Below are 14200 nucleotides of genomic sequence, written 5' to 3'. Positions count from 1 at the left end.
TTGTATCTGGATGCAAAGGTGTTTCGATTCGCGAGAAGATGCTAGACTTCCCGGCCATGAGACCGACCCGCCTGACCCGAGAACAGAGCAAGGACTTGACGCGCGAGCGTCTGCTCAACGCTGCGCACACGACTTTCACGAAGAAGGGCTACGTGGCGACGAGCGTCGAGGACATCGCGTCAGCGGCGGGCTACACGCGCGGCGCGTTCTATTCGAACTTCCGCGGCAAGGCCGAACTGCTGCTCGAGCTGCTCAGGCGCGATCACGAAGAAGCGGAGTCCGATCTGCAGAAGATCTTCGAGAGCGGCGGCACGCGCGACCAGATGGAGGCGCACGCGCTCGAGTACTACAGCCAGTTCTTCCGCAACAGCCAGGCGTTTCTGCTGTGGGGCGAGGCGAAGCTGCAGGCGACGCGCGACGCGAAGTTCCGCGCGCGTTTCAACGAATTCGTGAAGGAAAAGCGCGATCGCTTCGCGCATTACATCCTGACGTTCGCCGAGCGCGTGGGCACGCCGCTGCTGTTGCCCGCCGACGTGCTCGCGCTCGGGCTGATGAGCTTGTGCGACGGCGTACAGTCGTACCATGCGGCCGACCCGCGGCACGTGACGGGCGATACCGCGCAGGAGGTGCTCGCCGGCTTCTTCGCACGGGTCGTGCTCGGGCGCGCGCCGGACTGACGAAGGCGGCGCGGCGTTCCGTCGTCGTTCCTCGCGCGGGCGTTTCGCGCCGGTGTCTCGATTCGCCGCCGCGCTTCTTCGCTTGTTTCAGCCGTTTTTTCAGTCGATTTCCGCGCGATCCCGGGGCGCGCCAAGCCGCGCGCCGGCAGCCGGCTCAGCGGGCGTTCGAACGCCCGCTGCCCGCGAGCGATCAGCGCTCGAGATCCATGTTCATCCGACGATACGCGTCGAGGAGCGACGTCTTGTAGACGACGCCCGCGAGCGTCGGATCGTCCTCGCGCTCGACGACGGGCAGCCGCTCGCCCTGGAACTGCATGAAGTGCTCGAGCGCGGCGCCGATCGGCATGTCCGGCGTGAGCAGCGGAAACGGCGTGTGCAGGTAGTTCGCCGCACGCTTGTGCGTCGTGTCGCGCTTCTCGAGCAGATCGGACGTGATGTCCTTCAGCGCGACCGCGCCGCGGAAGCGCCCGGCGTCGTCAGTCACGTACAGATACTTGACCGGATATTCGAGGAACACGCGCGTCATGTCCGCGACGCTCGCCGTGAGCGGCACGACGGTCGCGGCGGGCTGGATCAGGTCGCGCATCTGCGCGGTGCGCAGGCGCATCCGCGCCTCGTCGTCGCGATGCCGGCGCAGCGTGATCTCGTACATCGACGTCTTGCCGATCGCGCGCGCCGCGAAGTACGCGACGACGCACGACATCATCAGCGGCAGCACGACCTGGTAGCTCAACGTCATCTCGAAGATCATCAGGATCGCCATCAACGGCGCCTGCGTTGCGCCCGCGAGAAACGCGCCCATGCCGACCATCGCGTACGCGTACCACGCGGACACGTGCCCGGGCATCAGCGCATGCAGCGCGATGCCGAACAGCGAGCCGACCACCGCCCCGACGAAGAGCGTCGGCGTGAAGATCCCGCCGACCGCGCCGGAGCCTGCCGTCGCCGCGGTCGCGATCAGCTTGAAGACGAGTACCGCGACGAGCGCCTGCCAGGTCCACGGCGAATGCAGGATCGCGTTGACGACGCTGTAGCCGTTGCCCCAGACGTCGGGCACCCACACCGAGATCACGCCGACGAAGAGGCCGCCCAGCGCGAGCCGCACCGGCAGCGGCACGGGCAGGCGCTTGAATTGCGTCTTCGACAGATCGAGGAGGCGCAGGAACTGCGGCGCGGCCGCGCCGCAAATCAGGCCCAGCGCGACGAAGAGCAGCACTTCCCAGCCGGCGACGGCCGGAAACACCGGCATCTCGTAAGGCGGCTTGTAGCCGGCGAACTCGCGCATCACGATGTTCGCGACGACCGACGCGACGACGACGGGCCCGAAGCTCTCCATCGCGATCGAGCCGAGCACGATCTCGCAGACGAAGAACGCGCCCGCGATCGGCGCGTTGTACGCGGACGTGATCCCCGCTGCCGCGCCGCATGCGACGAGGAGGCGCAGCCGCGGCGGATCGAAGTGCGCGAAGCGGCCGACGAGCGACGCGGCGAGCGCGGCCAGTTGCACCATCGGCCCTTCGCGGCCGATCGAGCCGCCGCTGCCGATCGTGAGCAGCGACGACGCGCTGCGCCACAGGCTCTGTCGCACCGGCACGATGCCGTCGCCAAGCGCGACGGCTTCCATGTAGTCGGTCTTGCTTTCCTTGCGCGCGCCGCGCTGCGCGACGAGCAGCACGCAGCCCGCGAGGAAGCCGCCCGCGGCCGGCAGCCAGAAGCGGATCTGCCAAGGCAGGCGCTTCGCCATTTCGGTGAAGCTGCCGCTCGTGCCGGAAACTGCGCGCTGGATCAGCTCGATCCCTTCGCGGAACGCGACCGTCGCGAGCGCGCCGCCGATGCCGACGATCACTGACCAGACGAGCATCGTGTGCGCGTCGGACAGGCGAAACAGCGTTTGTGCGCGGGTGCGCAGCTTGAGCAGGAACGAGAGCACGACGGAAGTGGTTCTGCGGATGAAATCGAGCGGAAGAATAGCATCGCGCCGCGTGCGCGGGGCGGACGCGGCGCGGCGGTGCGAAGACGAGGACGGCCGTTCAGCCAAGCCAGCGCTCCGTCGCCCAGACGATCGCATAGCCGCCGAAGGTTAGCCATGCGTACAGAATGAGGCCCGTCGCGAGCGCACGGGGGCCGGCCGCGCGGATCTGCGACATCCGCGTCTCGATGCCGAGCGCCGTCATCGCCATCGTCAGCGCGAACGTGTCGAGCGCGTTGAGCGTGCCGATCGCGGCGGCGGGGAGCATTTGCAGCGAATTCACGATGACGAAGCCGAGGAAGCCGAGCGCGAACCACGGCACCGCGAGCTTGCGCGGCGCGCCGTGACCGGCCGCCGACCGGCGCGCCGAGCGGGCGAGCCACGCGCCCAGCACGAGCAGCACCGGGACGAGCAGCATCACGCGGGTCATCTTGACGATCGTCGCGACGCGCGTGACTTCCGGGCCGACGTCGCTCGCCGCGCCGACCACCTGCGCGACCTCGTGAATCGTGCCGCCGAAGAAGAGGCCGAGGCCCGTCGCGTCGAGGTGCAGCCAGCCGGCGCGGTAGGCGAGCGGGTACGCGAACATCGACAGCGTGCCGAACAGCACGACGCTGCCGACCGCCATCGCGCTCTGGTGCGGCTTCGAGCGCAGCGTCGATTCGAACGCGAGCACGGCGGCCGCGCCGCAGATCGCGCTGCCGGCGGCGGTCAGGAGCGCGGCGTCGCGATCGAGCTTCATCAGCTTGATGCCGGCCCAGGTGCCGACGGCGAGCGTGCTCACGACGACGAGCGCCGATACCGTGAGCCCCGGCAGGCCGACTTGCGCGATTTCCTGCAGGCTCACGCGCAATCCGAAGAACGCCACGGCGATCCGCAGCAGCTTGCGCGCCGAGAAGTCGACGCCGGCCGCCCAGCTCGCGGGCATCCCGTCGCGCAGCAGGTTGCCGTACAGCGCGCCCGCGACGATTCCGACGATGAGCGGGCTCAAGCCGAAATGCGCGATCGCGGGCATCTGCGCGACGCTCGTGACGGCGAGCGCGAAGAGGCCGACGAACAGGATGCCGTTGAGCCGTCCGCGCATCGACGGTGCGGCGGCGCTGAGTTGGGGGGAGGTGAGCGTGGACATGGCGTCGTTCGATTCGTTTTCCGTGACAACGGGCCTAATCCTAATTTGGTTATATCGATATGAAAAATCGTCATTTGTAACGTAAAATATCCAAAAATCCGATATTTTAGAGTGATGACCCCTGATCAACTGATAACGTTTGCCGTAGTCGCCGAGCGCCGGAACATCAGCCGCGCGGCGCTCGCGCTCCATTTGTCGCAGCCGGCGGTGTCCGGCCAGCTGCGCCAGCTACAGGACGAGTTCGGCGAGCCGCTGTACCAGCGCGACGGGCGCGGCGTGCGTCTCACGCCGGTCGGCGAGGCGCTCGCACGGCATGCGGCGCAACTGCGCGACGCGTACGCGCAGGCGCGCGCGTATCGCGACGCGGTGCGCGGGCTCGAGCGCGGCACGCTGCGGATCGGCGCGAGCACGACGCCGGCGAGCTACCTGCTGCCGTACCTGCTCGCCGCGTTTCACCCGCTCGCGCCCGACGTCGCGATCCAGACGATGAGCGGCAACACGTCGGACGTCGTCGCGTCGCTCGCGTCGCTCGATATCGCGCTCGTCGAAGGCCCGCCCGGAGACGCGCTGCCGGCCGGCACGACCGTTCACGAGTGGCGCGAGGACGAGATCGTCGCGATCGTGCCGGCGTTGCATCCGCTCGCCGTGCGTCGAGCGCGAGGCCGTCCGCGTGCGACGCTCGACGAGCTCGCCGCGTATCCGCTCGTGCTGCGCGAAGCGGGCTCGGGCGTGCGGCAGCTCGTCGAGCGCGCGTTCGCACGCGCGGCGACGCCGCTCACGGTCGCGTTCGAGATCGCGGGCGTCGAGGCGGTGAAGGAGGCGGTGCGTGCAGGAATGGGCATCGGCTTCGTGTCCGCGATGTCGCTCCGGCACGACGACGCGGCGCTCGCGATGGTGTCGATCGCGCCCGAGCCGCTCACGCGCCATTTCTCGATCCTCGTGCCGCACGGCGCGACGCCGTCGCGCGTCGCCGCGCGCTTTCTCGAGCTGTGCGTCGCGCAGGCCGATCCGGCTTGATGCGGGCGGCGGCCGGTTAACGACGGCCGCGGTCGGGGTGGTCGCCCGGCGGCCCGGGTGAAATGAAGCAGAGGCCGGCTGGTATGGCGATTTCGGCGACGAACGCAGCCAGCAGCACGGCGTTCGGCACGCGCGCGCCGCGCAGGCGGCAATACCCGATGACGATGATGAATACGGTGCTCGTGAGCATCAGCGCGAGGCCGAAGATCCAGTTGCGGCGATACCAGAGCGCGGCGTCCCGCAGCGTCGCGCGCGTCCTGACGCCGTAGAAGCGGTTGGGGCCGATCCGCTTCGCCGCGAGCGGGACGGCGAGGAGAAAGAAGAGTGCGCTCGCAAGCAGGTACGGGACGAGCATGCCGTTTGCTCCTGTGGGATGGGCGGGACGAACCGCCAGGGACGTCCGCTGGCGCAGAACAATCGGTTTTCGTCCGCATCCCGGCGATATGCCATCGGCTATTGTGCACCGGCGGCGCTTAGTTCGCGTGCGTCAACGCTGCGGGTTCACCGGAGGCCGTGCCTAGGGATTTCCTCTATGGTTCGCTTCGAACGCTCGGCGCACTATTCGTCCATTGGCGAATGGAACCGGTTCCAAGCAGTTCCGACAACATCCGATCGCAGAGGAGAGACGAGCAAAGCATGGTCGACATCGTGATCGTCGCGAGCGCCTTCGGCGCGGACGCGGTGCGCCGCGCGGGCCATCGCGCATTCGTCGCCGCGGCGGCGGACGCCGGCGCGGCGGGTTTCGAGGTGCGGCGCGAGCTGTTCGCGTCGGACGACGACGCGGCGACGCCCGCGCTCGCGCAGCTTGGCTGCGCGCTCGCCGCGGCCGGGCTGTGGTCGGTGTACTCGACGCCCGCGACGCTCTACGCGGACGACGGCGGCCTGAACCGCGACGCGCTCGCCGCGACGCTCGCGGAAGCCGACGCGCTCGGCGCGCGCTTCGTCAAATTCCAGCTGGGCGGTTTCGCCGCGCACGCGCACGCGGCCGAGATCGCCGCCGCGACGCTTGGCGCGCGTGCCCGCGTGCTCGTCGAGAACGGCCAGATGCGGCAGGGCGGCGCGCTCGCGCAGTTCACGTCGCTGTTCGCCGCGCTGCGCGACGAAGCGTTCCCGGCGCTCATCGGCATGACGTTCGACATCGGCAACTGGCTATGGGCGGGCGAAGCGCCGCTCGCCGCCGCGCGCGCGCTGGCGGAACACGTCGCATACATCCATTGCAAGGCGGTCGGCGGCGAGGGCGCACGCCGCTTCGCGATCGCGCCGCCGCCGCACGACCGCTTCTGCGACGACGCGCTCGCGCTGCTGCCGCGCATGGCGCCGCGCGGAATCGAATTTCCGCTCGACGCGGCGCGCGTGGCCGACGATGCGACGACGCGCGTCGCGTGGCTGAAGGCCGCATGAAACCCACCCACTCGTGCCCGGCTCGGCCAAGCTTTGCGCTTGCGCCGGCTCCGGGCCGCTGACCGAAGGAGTAAGCCAACCCATGCCAGCCCCGCTCGACGTCGTCACCTATGGCGAAGCGATGGCGATGTTCGTCGCGGCCGAGCCCGGTCCGCTCGACAGCGCGACGCAATTCACGAAGCGTATCGCGGGCGCCGATCTGAACGTCGCGATCGGCCTCGCGCGCCTCAGCTTTCGCGTCGGCTGGATCAGCCGCGTCGGCGCCGATTCGTTCGGCCGCTACGTGCTCGACACGCTCGCGCGCGAGCGCGTCGACGCGTCGTGCGTGACGGTCGATGCGCGCTATCCGACGGGCTTCCAGCTGAAGTCGCGCGCGACCGGCGGTGCGGATCCCGCAGTCGAATATTTCCGCAAGGGCTCGGCCGCGAGCCGACTGTCGCTCGACGACTACGCGTCCGACTACGTGCTCGGCGCGCGGCACCTGCACCTGACGGGCGTCGCGCCCGCGCTGTCCGAATCGTCGCGCGAGCTCGCGTTCCACCTCGCGCGCGCGATGCGCGCGGCGGGCAAGACGGTATCATTCGATCCGAACCTGCGGCCGACGCTGTGGCCGTCGCCGGAAGCGATGGCGCGCACGCTGAACGCGCTCGCCGAGCATGCGGACTGGGTGCTGCCGGGGCTCGCCGAAGGACGGCAGTTGACAGGGCTCGACACGCCCGCCGAGATCGCGCGCTTCTACCTCGAGCGGGGCGCGCGCGGCGTGGTGATCAAGCTCGGCGCGGCGGGCGCGTATTTCCGCACGGCCGACGGGCGCGAGGGGACGGTCGCGGCCGAGCGCGTCGAACACGTCGTCGACACGGTCGGCGCGGGCGACGGCTTCGCGGTCGGCGTCGTGAGCGCGCTGCTCGAAGGCCGCGCGATCGAAGACGCGGTCGCGCGCGGCAACCGGATCGGCGCGCTCGCGATCCAGGTGATCGGCGATTCGGAAGGATTGCCGACGCGCGAGCAGCTCGATCGAATCGAAAACCTGAGCAATGCGCCGGATCGGCTAGAGGCGCCGCTCGCCCGATAAGCCGCCCGTCCCGACGCAGGACGGGCACAATCGCGGCGAACCGCGCGTTTCATACGGCGCCGCTCGAAACAGGAGACTCACATCATGCCCGCAACGCTCGCGCTTCGCCGCTGGTGGACGATCATGCCGATCGTCTTCATCACGTACAGCCTCGCGTATCTCGACCGCGCGAACTACGGCTTCGCCGCCGCGGCCGGGATCAACCAGGATCTCGGCATCAGCAAGGGGCTGTCGTCGCTGATCGGCGCGCTGTTCTTCCTCGGCTACTTCTTCTTCCAGATCCCGGGCGCGATCTATGCGGAGCGGCGCAGCGTGAAGACGCTCGTGTTCTGGAGCCTCGTGCTGTGGGGCGGCTGCGCGGCGCTCACGGGCGTCGTCAGCAACATCCCGTCGCTGATGGCGATCCGCTTCCTGCTCGGCGTCGTCGAGGCTGCGGTGATGCCCGCGATGCTGGTCTTCATCAGCAACTGGTTCACGAAGCGCGAGCGCTCGCGCGCGAACACGTTCCTGATCCTCGGCAATCCGGTCACGGTGCTGTGGATGTCGGTTGTGTCGGGCTACCTCGTCCACGAATTCGGCTGGCGGCACATGTTCATCGCCGAAGGGCTGCCCGCCGTCGTGTGGGCCGTCTGCTGGTGGTTCCTCGTGCAGGACAAGCCCGCGCAGGCGAAGTGGCTCACCGATCAGGAAAAGCGCGATCTCGACGCCGCGCTCGCCGCCGAGCAGGCGGCGCTCAAGCCGGTGCGCAACTATCGCGAGGCGTTTCGCTCGCCCGCCGTCGTCAAACTGTGCGCGCAGTACTTCTGCTGGAGCATCGGCGTGTACGGCTTCGTGCTGTGGCTGCCGTCGATCGTGAAGAACGGCTCGGCGCTCGGCATGGTCGAAACGGGGTGGCTCTCCGCGCTGCCGTATCTCGCGGCGACGATCGCGATGCTCGCCGCATCGTGGGCGTCCGACAAGCTCGGCTCGCGCAAGGGCTTCGTGTGGCCGTTCCTGCTGATCGGCGCGGCCGCGTTCGCCGCGTCGTACGCGCTCGGCTCGACGCACTTCTGGATATCGTACGCACTCCTCGTCATCGCGGGCGCGGCGATGTATGCGCCGTACGGGCCGTTCTTCGCGATCGTGCCGGAGCTGTTGCCGAAGAACGTCGCGGGCGGCGCGATGGCGCTCATCAACAGCATGGGCGCGCTCGGCTCGTTTGTCGGCTCGTACGTCGTCGGCTATCTGAACGGCGCGACGGGCTCGCCCGTCGCGTCCTATGCTTTCATGAGCGCCGCGCTCGTCGCGGCCGTCGTGCTCACGCTGTCCGTGAAGCAGGCGGGCGAGACGCCGCCGCTCGCTCATCCGTTGCAAGGAAAATGAATCGATGAAGCATCGCATCGTCGTCTACAAGCCGCTCCCTGACGACGTGCTCGCGACCCTGCGCGAGCGCGCCGAGGTGACCGTCGTCGACGGCGCCGACGCGCTCGCGCGCGCGCTCGACGCCGCCGACGGCGCGCTCGGCGCGAGTCTCAGAATCACGCCCGAGCTGCTCGATCGCGCGCCGCGCCTGCGCGCGTGGTCGACGATCTCGGTCGGCTTCGACAACTTCGACGTCGCCGATCTGACGCGTCGCGGGATCGTGCTTGCGCACACGCCCGACGTGCTGACCGAAGCGACGGCCGATACCGTGTTCGCGCTGATCCTCGCGAGCGCGCGGCGCGTCGTCGAGCTCGCTGAATACGTGAAGGCGGGGCAGTGGCGGCAGAGCATCGGCGAGTCGTTGTACGGCGCTGACGTGAACGGCAAGACGCTCGGCATCGTCGGGCTCGGGCGCATCGGCGCGGCGGTCGCGCGCCGCGCGGCGCTCGGCTTCCGGATGCAGGTGCTGTACACGAACCGCAGCGCGAATCCGATGGCGGAAGCGCAATTCGGCGCGCGCCGCGTCGAATTGGACGAGCTGCTCGCAACCGCCGATTTCGTATGCCTGCAAGTGCCGCTTTCGCCGGACACGCGGCATCTGATCGGCGCGCGCGAATTCGCAAAGATGAAGAAGAGCGCGATCCTCGTGAACGCGTCGCGCGGGCCCGTCGTCGACGAAGCCGCGCTGATCGACACGTTGCGTGCGGGCACGATCCGCGCGGCGGGGCTCGACGTGTTCGAGCGCGAGCCGCTCGCCGCGGATTCGCCGCTGTTGTCGATGAAAAACGTCGTCGCGCTGCCGCACATCGGCTCGGCGACGCGCGAGACGCGCCATGCGATGGCGCGCTGCGCGGCGGAGAACCTGATCGCGGCGCTCGACGGCACGCTTGCGTGCAACGTCGTCAACCGCGACGTGCTGAAGCGAGCACAATCGGCGTCTTGAGCGCCGAGCGGATCGCGCGCGGCATGCACGCCGCGCGCGATGGCGAAGTACGGGGGCGAGCGGTATGGACTCGAATACGCGAGGCGGTGCGTTTGGCGGACATCCATGCGCTTTGCGGATCGATCCGCCGGATCGCATGCGGCGCGGCGATGGCGGGCGCGACGTCGGACGCGGCCCGCTTCGCGGCGGGATCGGATCTGAGATTCGGCCGCCGAATCGTCGGCAGTCCGACAGCTTGCGGGCTTGCCCGTGAACGCAGGCTTCGATGCGGAGAACGCGATGATGCGCGACGCAGCGATCTTTCTTTCGATTTGCGCGTTGCAACGGCGGCGGCAATGCGCTGCCGTTGCGCGACGCGCATCCGGCATGCGCGCCGCTTCATCTGCCGCACGGCGCGCCGCGCGCCCCTCCACGCTAGAGGAGGCCGTCTTGGTACGGCCCGATCGCCTGCGTTATGATCGCCCGCTAATCGTCGCGGAGCCGTCGCGGCAAGATGGGCGCTCGTGCGCCGTCCGTAGCTTTGCCGGGCCGGAATCGGCCGACAGGAGACATCGTCAGTTGGCCTTTTCATCCAACAACAATGACCCGCCCGTTCACGAGGCGGCGCGGGCCGCTCGTCACGAGGCGCCACTGTGAGCGAATCCCGAACTCAACCGTCGCGTCCCGCGACGATCAGCGACGTCGCCCGCGAGGCGGGCACTGGCAAGACCAGCGTGTCGCGCTATCTGAACGGCGAGACGAACGTGCTGTCCGCCGACCTGCGCAAGCGCATCGAGGATGCGATCGCGCGCCTGAACTACCGTCCGAACCAGATGGCGCGCGGCCTGAAGCGCGGCCGCAACCGGCTCCTCGGCCTGCTTGCCGCGGACCTGACGAATCCCTATACGGTCGAAGTGCTGCGCGGCGTCGAAGCCGCGTGCCATGCGCTCGGCTACATGCCGCTCATCTGCCACGCGGCGAACGAGCTCGAGATGGAGCGGCGCTATCTACAGTTGCTCACCACCTACCGCGTCGAAGGCATGATCGTCAACGCGCTCGGCGCCGACGAGAACGCGCTGAAGTCGCTGCAGGGCGGCGGCATCCCGACCGTGCTCGTCGACCGCAACGTCGAAGGCTTCGAGGCCGACATGATCGGCCTCGACAACACGGCCGCGATCGAGATGGGCTTGCAGCACCTGTTTGCGCAGGGCTTCCAGTCGATTCATTTCGTCGTGCAGCCTTTCGAGCATGTCAGCTCGCGGCGGCTGCGCGAGGCGGCGTTTCGCGCGAAGATCGCCGCGTCGGGGCGCACCCTGCATCCGACGATCGTGCTTGAACCGAAGAACCCGGATTCGACGCAGCGCGCGCTCGCGGCGCTCGACGCGCGCATCGACGCGGCTGCGGGCGAGCCGGTGCGGCCGGCGATCTTCGCGGCGAATGCGCCAGTGGCGCTCGCGATCGCGCGGCATCTGCACGCGCGACTCGGGGACGCGTGGCAGAAGCGAGTCGCGCTGATCGCGATCGACGATCCCGACTGGGCGGAGCTGATCGGCGTGACGACGATCCGCCAGCCGACTTATGACATCGGCTATCGCGCGGTCGAATTCGTCCACGAGCGGATCGACGGCGGCACGGGCGACTTCCACGAAGCGCTGCTGCCCGGCGAGCTTCGCGTGCGCGCATCGACCGCAAGCTGAGTATCATTCGGGGCACGCACCGCACCGGTGCGGGTTCCGAACAAGGATTGTCATGACCGTTGCTCCCGTCACGCTGGCGGCGCTCGTCATCGCCACGCTCGTCGTGGCGTTGCTGCCGATCGGCCTCTATCGACTCCTCCGCAAGCCGATGGCGCTCGACCGGCGCGACGCGATCGTCGGCGTCGCCGTCTACATGCTGTTCGCGACGCTGCTCGAACGCGGTCTCTACGCGGTGCTGCTCAGCCAGCCATCGGCCGTGCTGTGGCTGTCGAAGCCCGTCACGTTCGCGGTGTTCGGCACCGTCGTCGCCGCGCTCTTCGAGGAGATCGGCCGCTATCTCGGGCTGCGCTTTCTCGCGAGGCGCTACGGCGCGTCGGACGGCGACGCCCGTGGCCTCTCCAACGGGATCGGCCACGGCGGCGCGCAGGCATGGTTCGTCGGCGTCGTCGTGCTCGCGCAGTGGGTCTATCTCGCGTGGCTCGCGAACCGCGGCGAGCTGAACGCGCAGCTCTCGACGATGCCCGCCGACCTCGCGCTGCGCATCCAGGTGATGCTCGCGACGATGTCGCCGGCGTTGGTCGCGGTGTCGGCGCTCGAGCGCGTCGCCGCGTTCGTCGTCCAGGTCGCGCTTTCCGTGCTGATGTGGCGCGGCATTCGCGCGGGCAAGCGCTGGATCCTGCCGGCGATTGTCGTGTTGCATCCGATCATCGATCTGCCGTCGATCCTGTATAACGGTGGCGGCGTGCCATTCGAATGGATGGTCGCGCTGTATCTGCTGTTGACGGCGGGCTTCGCCGGCGCGCTGATGAAACAGTGCCGGCCCGCGCGCGCCGCACGCTGAACCGAGACGCGACGATGGACGATTATCAATACGACTGCGCGAGCGCCGAATTCGACGAGCTCGCGCGCGTGATCTGCGATCTCTTTCCCGAGCAGACGCACTTTGCCGAACGCACCGACGAAGCGGGGCGTTTCCTTGCCGTGCACTGGCTTGCGATGCGTTTCGGCGCGACGCCGCGCAAGATGACGCTCGACGTGCGCTTCGCGCCCACCGCGCTGCGGCGCTATCTCGCGTTCAAGCCGATGCAGCACGCACGCAGCCATGCGGTGCTGCGCGCATACGTGGAGGCGATGCTCGGCACGCTCGAGGAGCGGCACGCGGCGGGCGAGGCGGTGCCGCGCGAGACGACGCTCGAATTGGGCGACGAGTTCGCGTGACGGGCGGCGCGCGTTCGCGATCGCCACGCTGACGATCGGTCGCGACGCGCCGGCAGTCCGGCGATCGGCCGGCGCCGACATGCGTCGTCAAGGGCATGGCCTCGATCCCGCCTGCCGGATGTGCGGGCGAGAGCTTCCACGAGCCTTTCGTTTCACGTCGTGGCGAATGGCCCCTCCCACCGGCCGGATCGGCGTCCTGCTCGAGCGCGATTCGACGACGGCCTGCCTTCCCCGCGCGGAACGGCTTCGTCCTGCTTGCGACGTGCACGCGTTTTCAGGCGAGCGTGCGCGACACGCATCGGTTCCGCGGTGCGATGCATCCGCGCACGACGTTTTTCTCGGATTGCCTTGCCCTTCGATGGTTGGCCTCGCATCGGGATCGTTGCGAAGGTCGGCACCTTTCAACGCGATCGCATCGGTTCGTGCCGAAAAAAAAACGTCGCGCCGATTTGAAACCGGATCCGCACGGGCGCCGCGCTTGTCGACGACGCGGCGGCGCGGTCAAGATGCCGGCATCGCGTCTCGATGTGCCGAGCGGTTTCGCCAACCGGCCGATCGACCCCGAACGCATTCGACGGCCGATCGGCATGACAAAAGGGGAAGTTCATGCAGATACGTCACGTTGCGTCGCGTGCGATGCTCGCCGCCGCGCTCCCAATCATGCTCGCGGTCGTTGCGTCCTCGAACGTGCGAGCTTCGCCGACGTTGCCCGCGCTGCGTGCGGACTCGCATCAGGTGTCGGTGTCCGGGCTGTCGTCGGGCGCGTACATGGCGGTCCAGTACCAGGTCGCGTATTCGGCATCGGTGATCGGCGCGGGCGTGATCGCGGGCGGTCCGTATTATTGCGCGAAGGGCGAACTGGTCAATGCGAAGCCCTGCATGCAGGGCATGCCGGATTCGAAGCAATTGCTGATCAAGGCGCGGGATTTCGCCGCGAGCGGTCTGATCGATCCGCTCGCGAATCTGCAGCACGCGAAGGTCTATCTCTTCAGCGGCACGAAGGATGCGGTCGTGGGTCAGCCCGTCGTCGACGCGACGTGGTCGTTCTTCTGGCAAGCCGGCGTACCCGCGACGAATCTCGCTTACGTCGTCGATGTGCCGGCCGGGCATGCGTTCGTCACGCCGTCGTCGGGCGACGTATGCAGCGCGAATGCCGCGCCGTACATCAATCATTGCACCGTCGCGCAGGCGGGCTACGATCAGGCTGGGGCGCTCCTTAAGACGATCTACGGGCCGCTTTCGCCGCCCGTCGAGCAGCCGACGGGACGCGCGATCACGTTCGACCAGCGCGAGTTCGCGCCGGTGTCGAGCGGGCTCGCGAGGGACGGCTACGCATACGTGCCGCGCGCGTGCGACGCGAGCGCGGGCTGCAAGGTCCACGTGGTGTTTCACGGCTGCCTGCAATCGGCGGACGTCGTGCGCGACATGACTACGTACCGGAACTGGGCCGATGCGAACAAAATCGTCATGTTGTATCCGCAGGTGGCGGCCGACTTGCCCGCCAATCCCCAGGGATGCTGGGACTGGTTTGCGTATACCGGGCAGAACTACGCGCTGAAATCGGGCGCGCAGATGCGCGCAGTGCGGAAGATGATCGAGCGGGTGACGTCGGTGCCCTGACGCGGGAACGTGGTCGCGCAAGAGCGCGGCAAGAGCACGGGCGGGCGGCGGACGGCGGTGGACCCCGCGCGTGCAAC

The 14200-nt window shown here is 68.6% G+C and carries 13 protein-coding genes; 10 read left to right on the top strand and 3 right to left on the bottom strand.

What is annotated here, in order from left to right; translation table 11 throughout:
• Positions 1-56: 56 nt before the first annotated feature.
• Positions 57-677 (top strand): TetR/AcrR family transcriptional regulator, encoded by a 621-nt coding sequence (locus WS70_RS09755; RefSeq protein ID WP_059471630.1) that lies wholly within the window; start codon positions 57-59, stop codon positions 675-677.
• Between the two features lie 190 nt (positions 678-867).
• On the opposite strand, the gene WS70_RS09750 is transcribed toward WS70_RS09755, so the two are convergent.
• Both WS70_RS09750 and WS70_RS09745 read right to left on the bottom strand, forming a co-directional pair.
• Entirely contained in the window at positions 868-2607 is a 1740-nt protein-coding gene (locus tag WS70_RS09750; protein ID WP_059471629.1) for a ClcB-like voltage-gated chloride channel protein, read from the bottom strand.
• 100 nt (positions 2608-2707) lie between these two features.
• Positions 2708-3775, bottom strand: coding sequence for a YeiH family protein (locus tag WS70_RS09745; RefSeq protein ID WP_059471628.1), 1068 nt, complete (start codon positions 3773-3775; stop codon positions 2708-2710).
• Between the two features lie 114 nt (positions 3776-3889).
• Between WS70_RS09745 and WS70_RS09740 the strand changes: the two genes are divergently transcribed.
• The gene (locus tag WS70_RS09740) at positions 3890-4792 is read left to right on the top strand and encodes a LysR family transcriptional regulator (RefSeq protein WP_059471627.1); all 903 of its coding nucleotides are present in this window, start codon (positions 3890-3892) and stop codon (positions 4790-4792) included.
• Positions 4793-4808: 16 nt separating this feature from the next.
• Here the strand turns inward: WS70_RS09740 and WS70_RS09735 are convergent, their stop codons facing one another.
• Positions 4809-5147 (bottom strand): SdpI family protein, encoded by a 339-nt coding sequence (locus tag WS70_RS09735; protein WP_059471626.1) that lies wholly within the window; start codon positions 5145-5147, stop codon positions 4809-4811.
• Between the two features lie 281 nt (positions 5148-5428).
• Here WS70_RS09735 and WS70_RS09730 point away from each other — a divergent pair, with 281 nt between their 5' ends.
• From WS70_RS09730 to WS70_RS09690, 8 genes are all read left to right on the top strand, one after another.
• Complete coding sequence (locus WS70_RS09730) at positions 5429-6193, top strand: TIM barrel protein (RefSeq protein ID WP_059471625.1); 765 nt, start codon at positions 5429-5431, stop codon at positions 6191-6193.
• An 82-nt stretch (positions 6194-6275) separates the two neighbouring features.
• Entirely contained in the window at positions 6276-7265 is a 990-nt protein-coding gene (locus WS70_RS09725) for a sugar kinase (RefSeq protein WP_059471624.1), read from the top strand.
• 84 nt (positions 7266-7349) lie between these two features.
• Entirely contained in the window at positions 7350-8627 is a 1278-nt protein-coding gene (locus WS70_RS09720) for an MFS transporter (RefSeq protein ID WP_059471623.1), read from the top strand.
• Positions 8628-8631: 4 nt separating this feature from the next.
• Positions 8632-9609, top strand: coding sequence for a 2-hydroxyacid dehydrogenase (locus tag WS70_RS09715; RefSeq protein ID WP_059598671.1), 978 nt, complete (start codon positions 8632-8634; stop codon positions 9607-9609).
• A gap of 632 nt (positions 9610-10241) precedes the next feature.
• On the top strand, positions 10242-11285 hold the full coding sequence (locus WS70_RS09710; protein ID WP_059471620.1) for a LacI family DNA-binding transcriptional regulator: 1044 nt from the start codon (positions 10242-10244) through the stop codon (positions 11283-11285).
• Positions 11286-11337: 52 nt separating this feature from the next.
• Positions 11338-12126, top strand: coding sequence for a YhfC family intramembrane metalloprotease (locus WS70_RS09705; RefSeq protein WP_059598672.1), 789 nt, complete (start codon positions 11338-11340; stop codon positions 12124-12126).
• 14 nt (positions 12127-12140) lie between these two features.
• Positions 12141-12503, top strand: coding sequence for a DUF3022 domain-containing protein (locus WS70_RS09700; RefSeq protein ID WP_059598678.1), 363 nt, complete (start codon positions 12141-12143; stop codon positions 12501-12503).
• Positions 12504-13109: 606 nt separating this feature from the next.
• Entirely contained in the window at positions 13110-14123 is a 1014-nt protein-coding gene (locus WS70_RS09690) for an extracellular catalytic domain type 2 short-chain-length polyhydroxyalkanoate depolymerase (protein WP_059471617.1), read from the top strand.
• The last annotated feature ends 77 nt before the right edge of the window (positions 14124-14200 follow it).

The organism is Burkholderia mayonis, from assembly GCF_001523745.2.
GTDB classification, from domain to species: domain Bacteria; phylum Pseudomonadota; class Gammaproteobacteria; order Burkholderiales; family Burkholderiaceae; genus Burkholderia; species Burkholderia mayonis.
The sequence above is the reverse complement of the archived record's forward strand: the minus strand, read 5'-3'. Positions and strand labels throughout refer to the sequence as shown.